The 20,124-nt window shown below is 46.0% G+C and carries 18 protein-coding genes, 1 pseudogene and 2 riboswitches; of the genes and pseudogenes, 11 read left to right on the top strand and 8 right to left on the bottom strand.

Translation table 11 applies throughout. The features are described from left to right. Positions 1 to 15: 15 nt before the first annotated feature. From Psch_RS11085 to Psch_RS11065, 5 genes are all read right to left on the bottom strand, one after another. Positions 16 to 843: a 4Fe-4S dicluster domain-containing protein gene (locus tag Psch_RS11085; RefSeq protein WP_190240324.1), complete on the bottom strand. Its 828-nt coding sequence runs from the start codon at positions 841 to 843 to the stop codon at positions 16 to 18. Positions 844 to 897: 54 nt separating this feature from the next. Beyond that, positions 898 to 3,981 carry a formate dehydrogenase-N subunit alpha gene (gene fdnG, locus Psch_RS11080; RefSeq protein ID WP_190240323.1) on the bottom strand — a complete coding sequence of 1,028 codons (3,084 nt, stop codon included), beginning with the start codon at positions 3,979 to 3,981 and terminating at the stop codon, positions 898 to 900. A gap of 36 nt (positions 3,982 to 4,017) precedes the next feature. Continuing rightward, positions 4,018 to 4,139: riboswitch (molybdenum cofactor riboswitch) on the bottom strand. Positions 4,140 to 4,221: 82 nt separating this feature from the next. Next, a complete protein-coding gene (gene tatC / locus Psch_RS11075) occupies positions 4,222 to 5,001 on the bottom strand; it encodes a twin-arginine translocase subunit TatC (RefSeq protein WP_190240322.1) in 780 nt (259 codons plus the stop codon). A 48-nt stretch (positions 5,002 to 5,049) separates the two neighbouring features. Next, a complete protein-coding gene (tatA, locus tag Psch_RS11070; RefSeq protein WP_190240321.1) occupies positions 5,050 to 5,262 on the bottom strand; it encodes a twin-arginine translocase TatA/TatE family subunit in 213 nt (70 codons plus the stop codon). A 74-nt stretch (positions 5,263 to 5,336) separates the two neighbouring features. After that, positions 5,337 to 6,143 carry a formate dehydrogenase accessory protein FdhE gene (locus Psch_RS11065; RefSeq protein WP_190240320.1) on the bottom strand — a complete coding sequence of 269 codons (807 nt, stop codon included), beginning with the start codon at positions 6,141 to 6,143 and terminating at the stop codon, positions 5,337 to 5,339. Positions 6,144 to 6,348: 205 nt separating this feature from the next. Here Psch_RS11065 and Psch_RS11060 point away from each other — a divergent pair, with 205 nt between their 5' ends. Both Psch_RS11060 and Psch_RS11055 read left to right on the top strand, forming a co-directional pair. Beyond that, the gene (locus Psch_RS11060; protein ID WP_190240319.1) at positions 6,349 to 7,026 is read left to right on the top strand and encodes a tetratricopeptide repeat protein; all 678 of its coding nucleotides are present in this window, start codon (positions 6,349 to 6,351) and stop codon (positions 7,024 to 7,026) included. Between the two features lie 382 nt (positions 7,027 to 7,408). Then, complete coding sequence (locus tag Psch_RS11055) at positions 7,409 to 8,515, top strand: CoA protein activase (RefSeq protein ID WP_190240318.1); 1,107 nt, start codon at positions 7,409 to 7,411, stop codon at positions 8,513 to 8,515. Positions 8,516 to 9,037: 522 nt separating this feature from the next. Here the strand turns inward: Psch_RS11055 and Psch_RS11050 are convergent. Next, complete coding sequence (locus Psch_RS11050; RefSeq protein WP_190240317.1) at positions 9,038 to 11,032, bottom strand: sodium-translocating pyrophosphatase; 1,995 nt, start codon at positions 11,030 to 11,032, stop codon at positions 9,038 to 9,040. A gap of 496 nt (positions 11,033 to 11,528) precedes the next feature. Continuing rightward, positions 11,529 to 11,649, top strand: a riboswitch (molybdenum cofactor riboswitch). Between the two features lie 107 nt (positions 11,650 to 11,756). On the opposite strand from Psch_RS11050, the gene Psch_RS11045 reads away from it, so the two are divergent. From Psch_RS11045 to Psch_RS11035, 3 genes are all read left to right on the top strand, one after another. After that, positions 11,757 to 12,452, top strand: a complete 696-nt coding sequence (locus tag Psch_RS11045) for an ABC transporter permease (protein ID WP_190240316.1) — start codon at positions 11,757 to 11,759, stop codon at positions 12,450 to 12,452. Then, positions 12,449 to 13,531: an ABC transporter ATP-binding protein gene (locus Psch_RS11040; RefSeq protein WP_190240315.1), complete on the top strand. Its 1,083-nt coding sequence runs from the start codon at positions 12,449 to 12,451 to the stop codon at positions 13,529 to 13,531. The genes Psch_RS11045 and Psch_RS11040 overlap by 4 nt, the downstream gene beginning before the upstream one ends. A 248-nt stretch (positions 13,532 to 13,779) precedes the next feature. Then, positions 13,780 to 15,102, top strand: a complete 1,323-nt coding sequence (locus tag Psch_RS11035; protein WP_190239491.1) for an IS91 family transposase — start codon at positions 13,780 to 13,782, stop codon at positions 15,100 to 15,102. 362 nt (positions 15,103 to 15,464) lie between these two features. On the opposite strand, the gene Psch_RS11030 is transcribed toward Psch_RS11035, so the two are convergent. After that, positions 15,465 to 15,890, bottom strand: coding sequence for a DUF3795 domain-containing protein (locus Psch_RS11030; protein WP_243124061.1), 426 nt, complete (start codon positions 15,888 to 15,890; stop codon positions 15,465 to 15,467). 246 nt (positions 15,891 to 16,136) lie between these two features. Here Psch_RS11030 and Psch_RS11025 point away from each other — a divergent pair, with 246 nt between their 5' ends. From Psch_RS11025 to Psch_RS11005, 5 genes are all read left to right on the top strand, one after another. Then, positions 16,137 to 16,292, top strand: a complete 156-nt coding sequence (locus tag Psch_RS11025; protein WP_190240314.1) for a hypothetical protein — start codon at positions 16,137 to 16,139, stop codon at positions 16,290 to 16,292. A 455-nt stretch (positions 16,293 to 16,747) separates the two neighbouring features. Further along, positions 16,748 to 16,894 carry a hypothetical protein gene (locus tag Psch_RS11020; RefSeq protein ID WP_190240313.1) on the top strand — a complete coding sequence of 49 codons (147 nt, stop codon included), beginning with the start codon at positions 16,748 to 16,750 and terminating at the stop codon, positions 16,892 to 16,894. Between the two features lie 66 nt (positions 16,895 to 16,960). Next, positions 16,961 to 17,152 carry a HEPN domain-containing protein gene (locus Psch_RS21400; RefSeq protein ID WP_190240312.1) on the top strand — a complete coding sequence of 64 codons (192 nt, stop codon included), beginning with the start codon at positions 16,961 to 16,963 and terminating at the stop codon, positions 17,150 to 17,152. Between the two features lie 5 nt (positions 17,153 to 17,157). Then, complete coding sequence (locus Psch_RS21395) at positions 17,158 to 17,358, top strand: HEPN domain-containing protein (RefSeq protein WP_190240311.1); 201 nt, start codon at positions 17,158 to 17,160, stop codon at positions 17,356 to 17,358. Further along, positions 17,334 to 17,660 (top strand): nucleotidyltransferase domain-containing protein, encoded by a 327-nt coding sequence (locus Psch_RS11005; RefSeq protein WP_190240310.1) that lies wholly within the window; start codon positions 17,334 to 17,336, stop codon positions 17,658 to 17,660. The genes Psch_RS21395 and Psch_RS11005 overlap by 25 nt, the downstream gene beginning before the upstream one ends. Positions 17,661 to 18,320: 660 nt before the next feature. Here the strand turns inward: Psch_RS11005 and Psch_RS11000 are convergent. Next, a pseudogene (locus Psch_RS11000) lies at positions 18,321 to 19,139 on the bottom strand (IS1595 family transposase); the annotation flags it as partial. 170 nt (positions 19,140 to 19,309) lie between these two features. Between Psch_RS11000 and Psch_RS10995 the strand changes: the two are divergent. Beyond that, entirely contained in the window at positions 19,310 to 19,717 is a 408-nt protein-coding gene (locus Psch_RS10995; protein WP_190240308.1) for a hypothetical protein, read from the top strand. Positions 19,718 to 20,124: the final 407 nt, after the last annotated feature.

Below are 20,124 nucleotides of genomic sequence, written 5' to 3'. Positions count from 1 at the left end.
CCAGTTAACTGAAATTTACTCCTTGGGATCAACAGGACCGTACATTTCCTCCTCATTGTGCACCTCAGCGCGCCTCTTGGTGTAAGCGCGCATAGCGGTCAAGAGGGCGCCCCACCCGACGAAGATGTAGGGGGTCCACTTGAGCACATCCCAGGTCAAGGAGGGGATTGATTTTTCCGTAACAGGACGGTTGAATACTTCTGTCTTAAAGCCCAGCTGAGCGAAGGGGACGTCTGAAATATACAGCCAGGACGTGCCGCCGTACTCTTTTTCTCCGTAGACATGCTTGACGTAGTTGGGATTGTTGTTAATCCTCTGCCAGGCCTCGGCCAGCAGTTCTTCCCTGTCCCCGAATTTCAAAGCGCCGGTGGGGCAGGCCTGGGTACAGGCGGTTTTAAGGCCTTGCTGAGTGCGTTCATAGCAAAAAGTACATTTTTCAACGTAGGGGAATGCTTTTTCCCACTGAAACGTCGGTACGCCAAAGGGGCAGGCGATCATGCAGTAACGGCAGCCCACGCAGTAGTCCTGGTCAACCACGGTTGGCTTGTAAATAACCGCCCCTTCCTTGGTTTTAACGAACGAGTGGGTGAAGCAGGCCGACTCGCAGGCGGGCTCTTTGCAGTGCATGCACTGTCTTTTGACAAAGCGCCAGACCACCTCGCCGCCGTTTTCACTGATGCAGTTGTTTACTACCGTATATGTGTCGGAATTTAATTGCCCCGCATCCAGGTCATTTGAAAACTCCGTCTTTCTGGATGGTAAATCGTTCCATACTTTGCAGGCGACCATGCAGCTCTTGCAGTCAATGCATCTGGTAACGTCTACCAAAACACCTTTCGACATCTTAACACCTCCGGTTTCTGCTTGGAGTTAAAGCGTGAGCAGAATTTTATGAACCTACGCTTTTCTGATATTAACCAGGAAAGCCTTGGATTCGGGAATCATGGTGTTGGGATCACCGACTGCGGGAGAGAGCTCGTTGGCAGATGCGCCCGGTACCCTTCCCTGGTAACCCCAGTGCCATGGCAGACTGACTATTTCCAATTCCTTGCCGGCCACTTGCAGCGGCTTAACCACAGGCATGACATTGGCCCTGCATTTGATTTCGCCTCGCGCGGAGCTTACCAGCACCCAGTCGCCGGGTTTGACGCCCAACTTATTGGCCAGGCTTAAAGAAATCTGGGCGAACATTTCCGGCTGTATTTCAGCCAGGGTGGGGCAGTTTCTAGTGACGGCGCCGCTCTGATAGTGTTCGACCAGACGTGGTGTGGTGCCGATGTAGGGGAAATCTGGGCTGGCTGTTTCCGCCAGCCTGGCAAAGTCACCCTTGTACCTGGTTGCCAGAGGGTTGCTTTGGTATTTGCCCATGGCATTTTTAACCGGGCTTTCAACCGGCTCGTAGTGCTCAGGCAACGGCCCGTCTTTCATACCCGTTGGAGCAAACAGGCGCCCTTGTCCTTCGGTGGTCATGATAAAGGAATTGACGGCCGACTTGTCCGGAGTAATAAAGGCCCCGGTTGCGGCATCCTTAAACCCGAAGTCAGGCACGTCGTTGTTGACCCATTGTGTTCCATCCCAGGAAACCAGCATTCTTTTCGGATCCCAAGGTCTGCCGGACGGGTCGGCAGAGTTGCGGTTATATACGATACGTCTGTTGACAGGCCAGGCAAACGTCCATTTGGGGAAGAGCCCCAGGCCGCTTTTGTCTTCACGGTCGCGCCGCTGTGAAGCAGGTACTTTGGCCACCGGATCGACAAACATGTAGCCGGCGTAAATCCATATACCGCAAGCCGTAGTGCCGTCATCTTTTAATTTGGCGAAAGAATCCAGAATGGTTCCATCCCCCACTACATAACCGTTCATCTCATTGGCTATTTTGATGATATCCGGCTCGTCGTGGCCGGGCATGTCGTAGTCCCAGACCAGGTTGTTAATCGGGTCGGTGAATTTGCCGCCGGATTGGTACTCCTTACGGATGGCCTTAAACATATTATAGGCAATCCACAGGTCGCTCTTGGCCTGCCCGGGCGGTTCCACGGCCTTCCAGCGCCACTGGATCCAGCGCGAGCTGTTGGCGACAGTGCCCTCTTTTTCGTAAGAGAAAGCGGTCGGCAGGAGGAAAACCTCTGTTTTGATATCGGCCGGGTTGACGCCGGGACGCTTCCAGAAGGCGGCGGTTTCTGTTTCAAACAGGTCGACAGCCACCATCCAGTCCAGGTTTTCCAGCGCGCTGCGCGCGGCAAGGGCGTTGGGGCCGCCGACCGCCGGGTTTTGTCCCCAGGCAAAATAGCCTTTGACTGTACCGGCTGCCATAGCCTCGTAAATGGCCATATGGGAGTGGTCTTTACCGTCGTGTTTGGGAATGTAGTCAAAGCAGAAGTCGTTTTCTTTGTTTGCCTTATCCCCATACCATGCTTTGAGCATGCTGATTAAAAACTTTGGTTTGTTCGACCAGTAACCTGTCTTGGGCGTTTCCTTCTCGATGTATTCCTGCAAATTAGCATGGGCGGTCGCGCTCGGTGAACCCAGGTAACCGGTGAGCAGGTGATAGAGGATCCCCTGATCCGTGGAACCCTGCACGTTTGACTCACCCCGCTGGGCGTTGACGCCGCCGCCGGCGATGCCGATGTTGCCGAGCAGCAGCTGCAGCATGGCGGTTGCCCGGACGTTCTGGCTGCCGTAGGTGTGCTGGGTAATACCCATGGCGTAAATCAGGTTGCCGGCCTTATCGGGCTTGCCGGTGGAGCAATAGAGATCACAGACTTTCTTATATACATCTTCCGGAGTACCGGTGATGCTGCATACGGTTTTGATATCATAGCGGGCGACCTGATTCTTCAGAATTTGGAATACACAGAAAGGATTCTGCAAGGAGGGGTCTTTTCTAATGGTATCCCCGTCTTTTTGGTACTGCCAGCTTGTAGTGTCATAGGAGAATTTGCCGTCTTTCTCCGTTAAACCGCTAAACGCTCCTTCGTTAAGGGCATATTCAGGGCTCACAAGATATGAGGCGTTGGTATAATTGGCGACATAGTCATGGAAGTATAAGTTGTTTTCAAGAGCGTAATTCATAATACCGTAAAGAAATGCGATATCGGTGCCAGGGCGTAGAGGAGCGTAAATATTTGCTTTGGTTGCCGTTTTGGTAAACCTGGGATCAACGACAATAACCTTGGCGCCTCTTTCGGCCATGGCCCTGCCCATGTGGCGCATAACCTGCGGGTGGTTCTCCGCCGGGTTGGCGCCGATAATCAGGAAAACGTCCGTGTTTTTGTAATCCGTAAAGCTGTTGGTCATAACACCCCTGCCAAATGTTTGGCCAAGACCGGCCACTGTGGAGGAGTGTCAGAGGCGGGCGTGGTGGTCGATGTTGATGACCCCTAATGACCGCATCATCTTTTGAAAGAGGTAATTCTCTTCGTTATCGCAGGAGGCGCTGCCGATATGGGCGATGGCCTGGGTACGGTTAACGGTGACACCATTCGCGTCCTTTTCTTCAAAGGCGGCGTCACGGGTATTTTTGACCCGTTTGGCTATTTCACTAAGAGCCCATTCCCAATCCTTCTTCTCCCACTTGGTCCCGCCGGGGGCGCGGTATAGAACGTCCATAATCCGCCGGTCATTAACTGTACGCTTGCGGCTCTTCGGGTCGATAATAGTGTTGGCGTCGCCAAGCGCGATGCCTTTGCAGCACATGGTGCCTTCATTATTCGGGTTGTCCGGATCTCCTTCTATGTTCAAAACCCTGCCTTCTTCATTCGAATAAACAATAAGGCCGCAGCCAACCCCGCAAAAAGCGCAAACTGAAGGGGTTTCTTTGGCCTTGGCCAGTTTAAATTCACCCAAAGCGAAGGTAGGCAGCTTGTCTTCCGCCGTGCTGGCTAAGGCCGGCACGGCTGTTACGCCATTAAGCAAGGCCGACCCGGCGGTACCAATTCCAAGTATCTTCAGAAAATCGCGACGGCTAATCTTTTGCTTCACAAACCTGACCTCCTTATCCAAAAAAGTGCGCGTAAATAGCTAAATGACGCTACTCCTTTCCAAATGGGAGGCATACAGGTTTCCCTTATATACCCTAACGACCTGGAAATCATAGCTTATTAAGCCTTAGATTGCCAGGTTCGGAGTAAATTTGGTGCCCCTCTCTCCAGAAAATTTATTATCTATAGAATATTCTTAAAATTAGAAGCCTCCTTTCACCATTAATATCCACAGCCTTGTTTATTTAACTGTGACTGCCGGTTCCGCCATTTCGGCCAGTCGCTCACGTTCCTTCCTGCGAGCAATCCTGCGTTCGACGATGCGTACAACCAGCACGCTTACTTCAAAAAGTAAATACATGGGGCCGCTGACGATGAGGCAGGTAATCAAGTCCGGGGTAGGAGTGATTATCGCTGCCAGGGCTACGACCCCCAGTATCGCATAACGGCGGTTCCGGGCAAAAAAGGCATATGTTACCAGTTCCAGTTTGGCCAGGAAAAAACTTACCAATGGAAACTCGAATACGATTCCAAAAGGCAGAAGAAAGGAAATAATAAAAGAAATATACTTGTCGATTGTCAGAAGTGGAGTCAGAGTGGGGCCGGCAAACTGGAGCAGAAACGCTACCCCTATTCGGAAGACACCGAAAAAACCGAAGGCGACTCCCGCCACAAAGCTGATAAAGGAGACCAAAACGAAAAGTGTAAAATATAACTTTTCTTTCTTCTTTAAAGCAGGAACGACAAAACTCCAGATTTGCCACAAAATTATTGGCAGGGCTGCCAGAAAACCTGCGAAAAAAGATATCTTGATTTTAGCAAATATAGCCCCCGTGACCGCGGTGAAAAATACGCCCTGGCCAAGTGTAGTGAGCGGTTCCATCAGAAACGCTAAAATTTTGTCGCTGAAAAAATATGCTGCCACAGCAAGTACGGTTGTTGAAATAATGGAAACAATTAAAACCCGACGCAGTTCTTCCAAATGCGAAATAATGGTCATTTCGTCGGTTTTTTTAGCCATCGTTTATTCCCTCACTAATATGACGGGCGGTTTTGGGATGGGGGGTTTTTAACTTTTTGCTGCCTTAATCAGCTGTTGTTCTTCTTTTTTGTCACCACTGGCTACTGTTTCCACATCGTTCATTATTTCGTTGGAGGAACGGCGAAATTCTTTAATCGTTTTACCAACCGCCTTACCAAGGTCGGGTAATTTGCCGGGTCCAAAGATAATTAAAGCCAGCGCCAAAACAAGGATCAACTCGGGAGCTCCTATGTGCGGCATATAAAATTACACCCCTTTCAAATATTTACAATTTTAATTACGCCATTTCAGACAGATCTCCTGCTGGAATTATATTATTTTTCAATAATTTCAGCTGGTCGATTGACATAACCTTCCTGCATGGCCAGCAGGTCCAGATGGACTGTATTGATATCTTCCCAGAATAAATCCAAACTGCTGCTATCTAGCATGGACTCGTTGACAGTTTTAATATAGCCGTGGCAGTTGTCGCAATAATAAACGCGGTATTGCTCCATGCCATCCACCGTGAAGAACCGCGATTCGTGGTTCAAACAATATGGGCAGCCCAGACGTTGGAACCGCCACCTTGCCTCGCACAGACCGCAATAGAGATATCTCTTCTTGTCCTCCTTTTCCAGCAAGGCCAGGGTGGGCCTGGCGCCGCATACCGGGCAAGTTCCTTTATACCACTGCTCCGGGTCATAAAAAGCAGAAACCTGCCGGGCGTATAGCTTCATAAAGGGCCTGACCGCATGGCTTAAGATAAAACCAAAGGTCTCGGGTGATACCTTTTTTTTGAAATAATCCAACAGGTTTGCACCAGGTGTGAAAGCTTGTCTGACAAAAGTTTCTCTGGCCGCGGCATCCTCCGGTAAAGCACTGAAAATTTCGCTAATATCACCCTCCAAGTCCGGTTTGTGTTTTACAGTGATGACGGAAACCTCTTTCAAGATATCAAAAAATATATCCGTATTTACCTGCGGCGGGCAGATCTTGATGAAAGGCGCATCATGTTCTCTGAGCGACTTCAATAAACCATCCTGTGGTCTAACAAGCTTAACGGCATCTTCAGGTAGAGCAATCTGCGTAAACTCCTTGTTGAAATCGATAAGCACTTGCTGAACCGTATAATCCGCCATTTTTCAACGCTCACTTTCTACAAAGATTCTATAATACGCAGGAGATATAATCAGGGGGGTGAGCTGGATACTTCAAACTGCTGTATATATTCAACAAAATTGTTATATTTCCTCCATGTTTATAGGAAAAAAGTAGAATTTCTTTTTTTTTCAACCCGGGTTTATCTGATATAATGATTCTATATCCTTACCACGGAGGGTCAACATGAAAATATTTGGATTTTACATATTATTAACCTTGCTCACCCGCAACCCCTTGTTAGCTCTTGTTGTCATGCTGCTGATTCTTTTCCTTGTAGAAAGGCGTTTTATTGGCTTATTACCTGATTTTACCGCCTCCTGGAGGAGGTCCAACAGAGTGCGGGAACTACAGAGAGAAGTAAGGGTCAATCCCGCCAACGCTGAAGCCTACCTGGAGCTCGGCGAATCCTTCCTGCAGAAGGGGCAATATGAGCAGGCTTTATCATATTTAAATAGAGCGGCTGACAAGATGGAGGACCACCCCTTATTTCATTTTTACCGTGGGGCCTCGTATTATCAACTTGGCCGGATCGAGGAGGGCAGGGCTGAGATTGAAAAAGCGGTTGTCATCAACCCAAAGATAAGTTTCGGTGAACCATACCTGTATCTGGCAAGAATTTACCTCCAACAAAGTCAGGACGGTGCAAAGATTGATAATCTTTACCAACAGTTGCTGCAATACGGATCACCCAAAATCCACTACTTGGCGGGCAGTTTGTTTTTAAATTACAACGACAAGGAGAAAGCCCGCCGTTTGTTCAGAGAGACGATAGAAAATTATCAGGCCTGCAGAGGTTCTTTGCGCCGTCTGTATAGAAGGTGGGCGCTACTGTCAAAAGTAGGCCTTTTCTACAGCAAGTGAACCTCCCTGGTACTGGACTATTTTGCAAAGTTCCTCTGCTGAGCATTGCTCTGCTAATAAATGCGGGTGCGAATTCATTCGTACATGGCCCATAAAAAAGCAGAATTAATAAGGTGAGCAGAAATCCCTTAAACTGCTTCACTGCGCAAGTGCGATTGAAACCGCACCCACAAAAAGACTTGGACAAAGCAGGATTCATATTATTATCTCTTCTGCAAGTTTTGTGCCAGCGGCATGTGTTATGGGGCTGACTTGCATCCATGTTTGAAAGCTTATCCCAAGGCGCCCGGCCTTGGGTTTATTTCTGCATAAAACTCATGAAATTGTCCATACTCAAATTTTATAGAGCAACAAAAGACATTAAAGGAACGGAGGATCATGAATGCGGGTAACCTTTCCCCATATGGGGAACATGCATATTCCTTTAAAGGCAATGCTGAAGCGCCTGGGCTTGGATGTTGTGGTACCGCCGCCTTCCAGTAAAAAAACTTTGAGTCTTGGGGTGAAGCATGGTCCTGAATTTGCCTGCCTGCCCTTGAAATTAAACCTTGGCAACTTTATAGAGGCTGGTGAACTGGGCGCCGATACCGTGATCATGGGCGGCGGCTGCGGACCGTGCCGCTTTGGCTATTACGCCCAGATTGAACATGCAATATTAAAGGATATCGGTCGAGATATGGATTTTATTGTGCTTGAACCGCCTGACCGCCATATTACCGAATTACTGGCAAAAATAAAACGAATCGCAGGAAAGAAGTCTTGGTGGGATATTTTCCAGGCGGTTCGCTTTGGCTACAGGAAAGCAAAGGCGGTCGACGACGTTGAAAGGGCGTCTTTCCAACTGCGGCCTCGTGAAACAGTGGTTGGAGCAACGGACGCAGCTTACCGGAAGGCACTGGCCCTGATTGATGGCGCCTGTACCTGGGATGGTTTAAATTACGCGGTGGAAAAAGCCGGAGATGCGCTCAGGGAGGTAATGGTTGACGATAAGAAAACAGTCTTAAAAATTGGCCTTGTCGGGGAGATTTACACCCTGTTGGAGCCTTTTTCGAACCAGAACCTGGAGCGCAGCCTGGGCACTTTGGGGGTTGAAGTGGATCGTTCTATTTACTTAAGTGAATGGGTAAACAACCATCTCTTTGGAGGATTATTGAAAGGCGAAAGACGGAGAAACGAGGTTTGCGCATCGGCTCATCCATATCTGCGGCATTTCGTCGGCGGGCATGGCCAGGAAACAATAGGGTCTGCGGTCCTTTATGCAAAGGCCGGTTATAACGGACTAATCCAGGTGTTTCCATTTACCTGCATGCCCGAAATCGTAGCTGAAAGCATACTGCCTGATGTCAGTTGCGACTTGAATATTCCTTCCCTGACACTGATCATGGATGAGCACTCCGGTGAAGCGGGTATACAAACCCGGCTTGAAGCTTTTGTCGACTTGCTGGAACAGAAAAGGGAAATTGCCTTCAGAGAGCGAAGCGTGGGGTAAGAACCAACCATGATTTTCATCACATGATACCGATGAAAATGCACACTGGGGAGTGACAATGGGGGGGATATCGTCATTTGTCTCACCTGTCTCAAGAATATTGCTCGAAAAGGCTTGACTTGCGGGCTTGGGGTTATCCGGAGCGAACGAAGCACCTGGGTGCGTTCCTTAGCGCGTGCGTTGCATAAAAGTCAAAGCTTAAATAGCGCGTAGCTACCGGATGGCTGTCAGTAGATGCGGTCGGCAAGAGGCTCATGTTTCACAAATGGAGAATTGCGAAGAGAGCGGAGGATAACCCCAAGCCCACTACCCCAAAGGCTTTTCGAGAACCAGTTAACAATGACCTTTACCATAGCGACACACTAACATTTATATTAAGTTGCAAAACTATGGTTCATATTAATTCGCAACCATTGTATATTGTGTTTGAAGAAGGATTATCTTGCTGTTGTATGTATAGAAAACGGGGACTTTGCCGGTTAGTACCGGGAGTCCCCGTTTTTTTTATGTGAGTCTTTTGTTTTAACGTACAATCATGGCCACGTAGCTTACGATCAGAAGGGCGACAATGTTGACCACTTTAATCATCGGGTTGATGGCCGGGCCGGCGGTGTCTTTGGCGGGGTCACCTACAGTATCCCCGGTCACTGCCGCAGCGTGGGCAAAGCTACCCTTGCCGCCGAAATTGCCGTCTTCGATGTATTTCTTGGCATTGTCCCAGGCGCCGCCGCCGGCGGTCAGCATCACGGCCAGGAAGAGACCGGTGATAATTACGCCCATCAGCATGCCGCCGAGAGCTTTTGCTCCCAATAGAAAGCCGACCAGAATGGGGACCACAACCGGGATCAGGCCGGGCAGCATCATTTCCTTGATGGCCCGCTTGGTTACAATGTCAACACAGCGGCCGTATTCCGGCCTGGCTTTGCCTTCCATGATGCCTGTTATTTCCCTGAACTGGCGGCGCACTTCGTTGACCACCTCGTTGGCGGCCCTGCCGACAGCGCCCATGGCCAGTGAGGAGAAGAGGAAGGGCAGCGCTCCGCCAATTAAAAGACCGGCCAGAACCCAGGGGTCCTCGATATTGAAGCTGAGCGCCTCGCCCCTGAACCTGGTGATTTCCTGGGTGTAGGAGGAAAACAACACAATGGCAGCCAGACCGGCGGAGCCGATGGCATAACCCTTGGTTACCGCTTTGGTGGTATTGCCCACCGCGTCAAGCGGGTCGGTAATGTTGCGAATTTCAGGCGGCAGTTCCGCCATCTCGGCAATGCCGCCGGCGTTGTCGGTAATGGGGCCGTAAGAGTCAATGGCTACGACTATACCGGTCATGGAAAGCATGGCCATTGAAGCAATACCGACTCCGTAGATGCCGCCAATAAGGTACGATAGCACAATACCGGCGACGATGGCGATGGCCGGTGAGACGCTGGCCTCCATACCTACCGATAAACCGCTGATGATGTTGGTCGCATGGCCGGATTCCGAGGCCTTGGCGATTGTCTTAACTGGCTTGTAGCGCGTTGAGGTATAGTAATCGGTAAGGAAAACGATGATTAGCGTCACTGCCACGCCCACAATTGCCGCATAGAAATACTGCGGGGTACCGAAGAAATAGGTGGTGGCGGGGTAAAAGCCGATAAGAGAGATAATTGCCGCGGCAAATAAGCCCTTGTACAGCGCGGACATGATTTCCCCGCCCTGGCTCATGCGAACAAAGAAGACGCCGATAATACTGGCGATGATGGCAATAGCGCCAAGCACCAGAGGGTATACCACGTAATGCTCGTTGCCGGGGAAGAATATCTGTCCCAGCAGCATGGCTCCGATGGCTGTAATGGCGTAGGTTTCAAAAAGGTCGGCAGCCATACCGGCGCAGTCACCTACGTTGTCACCCACGTTGTCGGCTATAACAGCCGGGTTGCGCGGGTCGTCTTCCGGAATACCGGCTTCCACTTTGCCGACCAGGTCCGCCCCGACATCGGCGCTTTTGGTATAAATACCGCCGCCCAGACGGGCGAAAACGCTGATTAGACTGCCTCCGAAGCCCAGCCCGATCAGGTAGGTCGGGTCTCTAAAAAGAATATACATGCCTGCCACGCCCAATAGCCCCAGACTGACACACATGAGGCCGGTTACAGAGCCGCCTTTAAAGGCCAAAGCCAGTGCGGCAGGCAGACCTTTCTTAGCTGCTTCACAAACCCTGAGGTTACTCTTTACCGAGACGGTCATGCCTACGTATCCGCAGAGAGCCGAGAAGACAGCTCCGATGATGAAGCCCAAAGTAGTAATCCAGCCCAAACCGAAAAAGAGTAAGACGGCGATGATAATGCCGACCACCGCGATGGTTTTGTACTGACGGGTCAGGTAAGCCATGGCGCCTTCCTGGATAGCCTCCGAAATCTCGATCATGCGTTTATTGCCTTGCGGTTGTTTTAAAATCCAGGATGCAAGATATAATGCGAAAAGAATACCGAGCAATGACGCATACACTGCATAAATAGAAAACCCACTAAACAAAATCCAAACACCACCTTACGAAACCTTAATTTTAAATATAATGAGCGGCAAGCTGACTTTAAAATATGCTGCTACCACCTCCTGCGCAAAATGATGGCCCTTATTTGCCGCCATTACCTCCCAGACAGATTTTTTCATCTGAAGAGGGGGCCTTCAAAAAATAAACCGGGTACTGTAATGGAAATAAGAAAAAACTATTAATTGAAATTATACCCCTTTTTTTACCAAACAATCCATTTTATTATCTATAATAGTCTGGTAGAGGTCTTGAAAAATAAAAAAACCAGGCAATACAAATTTTTGTAATGTCTTGAACTTATACTATTATAGCTTTTTAAACTAAATTTGCCAAACCCTATTTTTATTAGATATTTATTGACTTTATAAATTCCAGTAAATAAAATGATAAAAGAAGCGAAGGAGTCGCTTTATGTTGAAAAATGATTACGCTTTTGTAGATACTAGAGAGCCTTTTATTTTTCAATAGACTTGATCTGTATATGAGTTCTCCGAGCCTGCTTACCTGGGACTTGGTAGTTATGGTTAATGGGCCGGAAGGGTGTGTATGGGAAACCTGCGCACCTCCCACTGCGGAAAGGAGAACACTACCTGATTACCACACACGGTAGATGATGCTTTTCGCATAACCTGCCGTTTTTTATTGGTCGGGTGTAATAGCCTAACAACTATTTACGAAAAAGACCATGAAAAGGTGGTAACTGATATGGAGATTATCTGGCAAGGGATAATTAAGGCCAGCGAAATGCTCTTGCAGGGAAACCGTGAAATCATGCAGATTACCGTGCTGACTATTAAGGTTTCAGGTCTTGCTACCCTGATCAGCGTTATAATCGGGCTCCCTGTAGGTGTATTTTTAGCTTTATCCGTTTTCCCGGGGCGGAGGCTCTTGGTCAGCCTGGTTAATTTCGGGATGGGCCTGCCGCCGGTTGTGGTGGGACTATGGGTGAGTATTTTCCTCTGGCGGAACGGGCCGCTGGGATTCCTCCACCTGATGTATACGCCAACGGCTATAGTACTGGCCCAGGCCATTATTGCCTCACCTATTGTAATAGGCTTTACCATCGCCGCCATCCAGCAGTTAAATCCCAAAATAAGGCTGCAGATAATAGCCCTGGGGGCCACCTGGTGGCAGACCCTTCTGTTCCTGGTGCGCGAAGCCAGGATGGGGCTTCTGGCGGCAGTGATGGCCGGTTTTGGAGGAGTTATCTCTGAAGTGGGGGCCTCCATGATGGTCGGAGGCAACATCAAGGGAGAAACTGCGGTCTTGACTACTGCGACAGTATTGGAAGTCTCCAAGGGCAACCTGGATGTGGCCATAGCTATCAGCGTGATCCTCCTGATACTTGCCTACGGTGTCACTTTATTTCTCACCATCCAACAACAGAAGAGGCCTGTATGAGCAGTAATACTATTATAGAAGTAAAAAATTTAAACCTGACCAAAGGGAGAAAAAAAATTCTTGACATTGAATACTTCTCTCTTGAGGAAGGAGAAGCGGTAGCCCTGATTGGCCCAAACGGGGCCGGCAAGAGTACCTTTATGCAGGTGCTGATGCTTTTGCAACGACCTACCGGAGGAGAGTTGTTCTTTAAAGGGGACAGGGTGGATTGGAAAAAACCTATCGCTTACCGCCGCCGCATGGCCATGGTATTCCAGGAGCCACTGCTTTTGGATACCACTGTTTATCATAACGTGGCCTCCGGATTGAAGCTCAGGGGTTTTAAAGTGGATACCATCCCGGCCAGGGTAAATGAATGGCTGGGGCGCCTGGGAATTTCCCACCTTGCCGGACGCCAGGCGCGCTACCTTTCCGGCGGCGAGTCCCAGCGGGTGAGCCTGGCCAGAGCGCTGGTCTTAGAGCCGGAGGTCCTTTTCCTGGACGAGCCTTTTGTGGCGCTGGATGTTCCGACCAGGGCCGCTCTGACCGCCGAACTCGCCCGCATCTTACGGGATACTCGCATAACGAGCGTGTTTGTGACCCATGATTATAGTGAGGTGCCCCTACTGGCCGAGACCGTGACGGTCCTGGAGCAGGGGAGGATTATCCAACAAGCTTCTCCCAGAGAGATTATGACCAGACCGACCAGCCGTACCGTAGCCTCTCTGGTAGGGGTTGAAAACATGATCCCAGGTAAGGTGGTAGGGACTCAGGATGGGGTAGTGTTTGTGCAGGCCGGACCTCATCGCATTAAGTCTATAGCGGCTGTCCCGGTCGGAACTAATGTTCTAATCCTGTTACGGCCGGAAGACATCAGAATTTTTAAAGGTGTATCCCGTCATGGGGATAATAGTTTTGGCGGCAAAGTTTCCGAGCTTTTGCCACACAACTACCTGTATAAAGCCGTAATTGACTGTGGTTTTCCGCTAATCGCCTTTGTGAACCCGGAACAGGTTATGGGTGGAGAAGTGCTGGCTGATAATGAAATTACCGTCCAGTTCAGTCCGGATAAAGTACACCTGATTGGACAGTACGATTAATATAAAAAATGGGACGCTAGCGCGGGCGCCACACGTATCATGAAAATACCAGCCGATGTAGGCGCCATTTCAATCGCACACGGCGCGCCAGCGCCGAACTTGGGCATATAATGTAGCCTTTGTGCGAATGAATTCGCACCTGCATTTTCAGAATAGCGCATGCAAAAGGCTCCGGTTCCCGGAGCCTTGTTTTTATTGTATAGGAAATTATGCTTTTCGAAGTTTGTGGATAAGTGTAGAATTATGGTATGGAAGCAAATGGTAGAGAGCAGATAGAGACAATTAAAATCAAGCAGATCTTTGCTGACCACTGGGAAGAATTTAAAAAAACTAATTTGCAAAAGATTCCCAAAGATCTAGTTGAGAGTGTCATAGAATCTGTTGAAAAGATGTTAAAGTGTGGTGACCCACGGTACGGCTATGCTAAGTATATTTGCCCGGAATGTGGCAAGCATCAAAGGGTTGTAGGATTTTCATGTAAGAGCCGGTTTTGTAATCGATGCGGTAAGATTTATATAGATAATTGGGTAAACAAACAGGTTGAAAGGATTATAGATGTAGGGCATCGCCACACGGTGTTTTCTATTCCCCAAGAATTAAGGGGTAAGTTTTATTGGCATAGAGAACTGCTAAAAGATCTGAGCGACGGAGTTGCAGAGGTAATTCAATACTGGTACAGGAACAAGTCCAAAAAAATGGGTTATGAAGTTGGTATAATTACAACAATTCATACCTTTGGACGTAATTTAGGTTTTAATCCTCACGTTCATGCCTTGGTAACGGAAGGTGCAATAGATAAGTTTAAGAATTGGAAAGACGTGGGGTATATTCCTTACAATTACTTAAGGAAAAGCTGGCAGAAAGTAATGCTGGGAATTATTCAAAAGAGATTTGGACGTGAGCCGGGGATAAAGAAGCTAATAAATGAATTATACCGTAGATATCCAAAAGGTTTTTACGTACATGCTAAAAATAGGATGAGAGATGCCAAGGGAGCGGCGGAATATATAGGCCGGTATTTAGCCCGGCCAGCAATAGCAGAGTCTAGAATAATTGGCTATGATGGTGAGAAGGTAAAGTTTTGGTATATTGATCATAGGGATGAACAAAGGAAAGAGGAAGAGCTGCATGCTCTCGAATTTATTGGGAAACTGATTATGCATATACCTAAAAAGCATTTCAAGATGGTCAGGCGATATGGCATTTACCGTCGTGATCTTAACAAATTGGCTCAAAAAATAGTAGGGCTTTATAAATACCTGAAAACGAGAATAAAAAGTAAGCTGAAGCCGGCCGCGGCAAAAAAACAGACGTGGAAAGAACGATTGATACAAAGTTTTGGTAAGAATCCCCTTAAGTGTCCAAGTTGCAAATGTGAGATGGAACTCTGGGTGATTTGGCATCCCCGTTATGGCTACATTTATGATGCCATTGCTGATATGAAGAAGGAGTGTGTTGTGGAGGATGGCGGGCAAAACAGACGAAATATGGGACGAAGATGTAATTCCATTTCAGGACGGCCCAGAGGACAGGGAACATCACAGGTATCGTTGTCAGAGTTGTGGGTTTAGCGAATGGATCCCTGCGTGGATAATTGATGAATTTGCTTGGGATGAAAAGCCTGGAGTAATGCCTACCGTTGATTGTCCACAGTGCGGGAGGGATATGTTTTATACGGGTGAAACCGAGGATAGAGATAGCCCATAGCTAATCTATCCCCGGTTTAATTAAGTCGCCCGATAGGGCGAATTTGTTCCTGAAAAGTTAGGTGAATATAGATGCCAATGCATTTTTACGCATAATACTTATTTTCTCAGTTTAAAGTCAATATTTTTACTCTTTGCTTTTTCATTAAACCATGATTCTACCATTTTCACTTTATCTTTTTGCGGAATTGTTTCGTCACATTTTTTAATATGTTCTTTTATGTCATTCAAATCCGCAAGATCCAGGAGATTGACGGCAATACAAAAAAAGTTTTTTTTCTGCCATCGTTAAAATTACTGATTAAGTATTCCAAAAATAAAATTTTTTCATTAAGCTCCGCTTGATACTGTTCAATCCCGTTGTCAATGGCCTTCTGCATATCATTTATAACATTCCGATAGGTGATGAACGAATCTTTTTCGCTTGGGCATTTATATCTATTACATGGATAATTTTTGCACAGGAAGCAATACTCAACATCACCATGCTTTTTACTGCACGTAATCACTGCACAGCTTGGGTGTTGCAGATGAAAATCTTTGCCACCGCATCCGGGACACCTTGATGTTCCCTCACTTTGATATCTTGGGCAAAGTCCACAGTTAAGACCACATAAAGAAAACAAGGGATATTCTCTTTTATATTCCTTCATTATTTATCACCATTTTCATCTCTTCCTTATACAAAAATAATTCTTTATACTGAATATATCATAAATATAATATGAGCAAAAAGACTTAAAACCACGAGGGTTCAAGTCCCTTTACTTTACATGTGAATGGGAAGTTGGTATGATTATAGTAATAGAGGGTCTTTTTTTTAAAACCGCATATTTTTTCTAGAAAAATAGAAGCCCTTTAGTCTTCAAAAAGACGCGGTTTTCAGGAGGCGGTCTTATTTGACAGATAAATGGAACAAGCTACGTATTAAGGCGGGGGGCGTGGAACAGTCATTAAAGAGTCTGCAGCAGATTATCGCCGAAAACGACCTTGAACTAGAAAAATTACTTAATCTAAATGATGAAGACTGTCATAAGGAGATTGTAAACCTGTAGAGGATTCTCTACAGGTTTTTCATTGCTGATATCAGCTGGTTAAATTGTTTGACAATTCTATTGGTGTACTAATTGGTGTACTACTGACTTAGTAAACTTGGGAATGTGGTGGACCTAAGGGGATTCGAACCCCTGACCTCTTGAATGCGAACTAATCGCAATACGTAATTTCGGGTTGTTTTCCGTATTTTCATGTTCATTAAATGCTAATTTTTAAAGGCTTTCCGGCTGGGTTATTTTATTGAGTATTTAAAATTACAGGTAATTATTTGCCGTATGTGATCATTTGTGTGATCATTTTTTGGAAAACGTTTGCTTATACTAAAATATAAGGGTTGTCTTTATTTTGGGCGATGGGCCTTTAAGACCTATCGTTTTTTCTTTTGTGAGAAAATTCTAGTTGGGGCTTTTTGTCAGGTTCTTTTGCATTGTTTCAAAAGGTGGGATAATAATATATGGCAAAAGATGTTTTAATTAAAATTCTTGCGGATAGGCCGGTTTCTTATCACGCTGATTTTGCACAAGCACTAGGAAGCGTTACAGCCGGACTTTTCTTGTGTCAAGCAATATACTGTTCTGAAGTTGGCAAGCAGCATCGATAGAATGCAGGACTAAAATATTTTCCGTAGAAATTCTTAGTTTAAGCGAGAACCGTTTGAGGAAAGGTGGTGAAAGTGCTGAAACCACAAACGTTAAATTGGATTGAGACTGCTGACGATGACCATGAGGTGGCTGGGCACTTATTTAATAAAAAGAAATACCTGTATAGCCTTTTCTTCTGCCAGCAGGCCATTGAAAAGGCTGTTAAAGCTGTATATTATGATAAGTCAACAAGACACCACCCAGGAAACATGATTTAGTAGCTTTGGCGAAGAATGCTGGCATTTTTCCTGAACTTGACGAAACAAGAAAGGAGCTTTTTGTCCTGCTCTCACAGTATTATATAGAGTCCAGGTATGCCGAGGATCGGAAGGAACTGGCTAAGAACTGCACGCGGGCGGTTACAGAGGATATTATGAAAAAAACGAGTGAGGTTTTAGAATGGCTAAAAAACAGTTTGACGTAAGTATAAAAAAATACTTAGAAGAACTTAGATCTAAAAATATCCGGGTTAAAAAAGCCATCCTTTATGGTTCCCTAGCTGCTGGTACCAGTGATGAGGACAGTGACATTGACCTGGCCATCATCTCTCCGGATCTCGGGCGCGACCGGTTTAAAGAATCATTGATGCTTAAAAAACTAACCTTTGGGGTTGACCTGGATATCTCACCACGTCCATATTCTGTTGAGCAGTACCAAAAGGCCAGGCAGGGTGACTTTTTGTTTGATGAGATTATTCAAAAAGGTAAGACCGTTTATGAAGAATAAATTTACAACCTGAACGCTAAAGCCGGGCATAAGCCGGTTTTACTCTTAATGGGAGGAATTACTTTTAAACATCGGTTACGTCCGGGTTTCCAGCAAAGACCAAGAAGATTGTATGATTATTTTATTTGGCTAAGAATATAAGCTTCAAATTTTAGACTAGAAAGGATGAATTACAATGAAGACTAAATTAAATAAGAAGGTTAAAGAGAAAAAAGTACCGATGAAATTAATGATATCACCAAGTTTACTATCTTTTGTTCGGCAAGAGTCAAAAAACAAGAAATATCAATGAATAGATATATAAGACAATGTATTATTAATAGTATTGGGCGGTAACTTCGGACCTCCCAATACTATTTTAAATTAACAAGTTTTTTTAACCAATCCGGACAAAATTTGGACGTCTTAACAACCATTTTATAGGGTCATGTATGTCAACTTCCCAGTATCTTGTATAATCTACTTTCCAGGCTCTTAGCTTATTTGCTTTAATAAGTTTAATAATGTAGTTGTATACGACATCACCTAGTAATGCAAGATGCGTAGGTGATACGCCAATATCTTTTGTATTTAAGTCACTTGTACTTAGGTTATAGGCACTCTCTATAGCAGACCTTGCTTGAAATACTTTTCTTGCATAGACAAATCGAGGAGAATCAGACGGTTAAAACGATAACAGAATTCGTTGAGATAAGCCTGTAGATGTTTTTTAGCAAGACCATGAAAAGTACCGGCAATAAAGGCTTTAGCATTTGGAACGACAGTATGGAGCCACTTTAAATGGTCGGGATTTTGTTTTGGATCAAAATCTTTGGGTTCATGCTCAAAACCTTCTTTAGCAAGTTTTAAGTATGAACGATAAGCAGCACTTGAGATTTTGGAACCGGATCCAATAACAGAATGAGCAAATTCCGCCAAGGTGACCCCTTTTACATCTGATACAACTTGCATTTTTAGGAATAAAGGATATCCTTGATTATTCAGAGACAAGCCGGCTAGAACGAGCGATTTTTCTGTCCCACGCCCACGTTTTCCACCTTCATTTGGTGCACCAAGAAAAAAATCGTCAAGTTCTACGATCCCGCTAAGCATGTATTGTGAATCTCTGTCTCCCATGGCTTTAGGAATTTTTTGCAACATCAGCCAAGCAGTTTTGTATGAAACACCCAGTTCTTCACTTATCGAAGTAGCAGATCGACCACGTTTGTCATGAGCAACAAGATAAATGGCCCAAAACCAAATCATCAATTTAGTATGAGTCTTCTCCATGACTGTACCTGCGGTAACGGAAGCTTGGTAGTGGCATCTGGTACACTCATAGAGGTTACGAGTAGTTATTTCATAGCAGCGATTATGGCCGCACCTGGGACACTGGAATCCATTAGGCCAACGTTTTTGAAACAAGTACTGTAGGCAGGCTTCTTCATTTGAAAACTTTTGCTGAAAATCTATCAAGTTAATCTTTTCTTGCTTTGCCACCATCATCACCCCAGAACGTTAGTTTGTATAATTAGTATGCCAAACATGTGTTCCGTGGTAAAGTGGTTGCTGAGCTAAAGGGATAATCATTTAACCTGATTATTGTTCCTAGACGTATACGTAGAAAGCATGATATAAAGAAAGAAATACTGTCTAGGAGGCGGTAAATTTTGTTTGGCTTAAAACCTGAAATAAAAGTTTTTACGGAGGTAAAAGCCGGTAACGCATTAATAAGCAAGGGGCCAGTAATTATATCAAAGGGGGAGCAACCCGGATACTTAAAGTTTAGCCGAGCCCTGAAAAAATCCGTTGAATTCCAGGTAACTAGTGTAGACTGGGAGGAAAATGCTACCCGTAGCGCTGGAAAAGCCGCAGCCGGAGCCGTCGTAGGCGGGCTGCTTACCGGAGGTATAGGTCTGGTAGCAGGTGCAGCTATTGGAGGACGTAAGCGGGACAATTCTACAGCTGTTTTAACCCTGCTGGATGGAGGCCAGGAGCACAAACTTTTTCTTAAGTTAAAAGGCGCTGACTTGGAAAACCTACAGCGTCTCCTTTACGAAACAGATACGCGTCTATAGTTATTTATTAATATAATAAATAACTATTACTATTAATATTTATATATAAGGTATGTTAATTTCTTGGGGGGTACTTTTTACTTCTTGAACTAGAAAAATTACTTAATCTAAATGATGAAGACTGTCATAAGGAGATTGTAAACCTGTAGAGGATTCTCTACAGGTTTTTCATTGCTGATATCAGCTGGTTAGATTGTTTGACAATTCTATTGGTGTACTACCAACTTAGTAAACTTGGGAATGTGAGAAGTTAGGTAATAAAAGATGCCACAAGTTTTTATGAATATGCCGGGTCAAACTGAACAGTTTGACCGCTGAGATTGAACAGTGTCTCCGTTTGAAACTGGACACCCTTTCCGGCAAAGTTGAACACCGGATATGACCTTTCTGCTAAATTGAATTTATGC

The sequence above is a fragment of the Pelotomaculum schinkii genome (genome assembly GCF_004369205.1).
Taxonomy (GTDB): Bacteria; Bacillota; Desulfotomaculia; order Desulfotomaculales; family Pelotomaculaceae; genus Pelotomaculum_C; species Pelotomaculum_C schinkii.
Note: the sequence above shows the minus strand (reverse complement) of the source record. Positions and strands in the feature narration are given on the sequence as shown.